The organism is Faecalibacillus sp. H12 (assembly GCF_013361255.1).
GTDB classification, from domain to species: Bacteria; Bacillota_I; Bacilli_A; order Erysipelotrichales; family Coprobacillaceae; genus Faecalibacillus; species Faecalibacillus intestinalis.
The window spans coordinates 1-208 of the sequence record NZ_JABWDK010000100.1 but is presented as its reverse complement, the minus strand read 5'-3'; the positions used below and the strand labels follow the sequence as shown (position 1 = coordinate 208).

Genomic DNA, 208 nt, shown 5'->3' with positions numbered 1-208 from the left:
ACCAGCAGAGGATTAACGTCCTGCGGGGGTTCGAATCCCTCAATCTCCGCCATTTATTAAAAAAACTTAATATCGCGGGATGGAGCAGTCTGGTAGCTCGTCGGGCTCATAACCCGAAGGTCGTTGGTTCAAATCCTTCTCCCGCAACCAAAATGGTCTGGTAGTTCAGCTGGTTAGAATGCCGCCCTGTCACGGCGGAGGTCGCGGG

Annotated in this window: 1 tRNA gene; it reads left to right on the top strand. The window is 53.4% G+C overall.

The features are described 5' to 3' along the window. Nucleotides 1-73: 73 nt before the first annotated feature. Nucleotides 74-150: transfer RNA gene (locus HUU89_RS14585), tRNA-Met, on the top strand. Nucleotides 151-208: the final 58 nt, after the last annotated feature.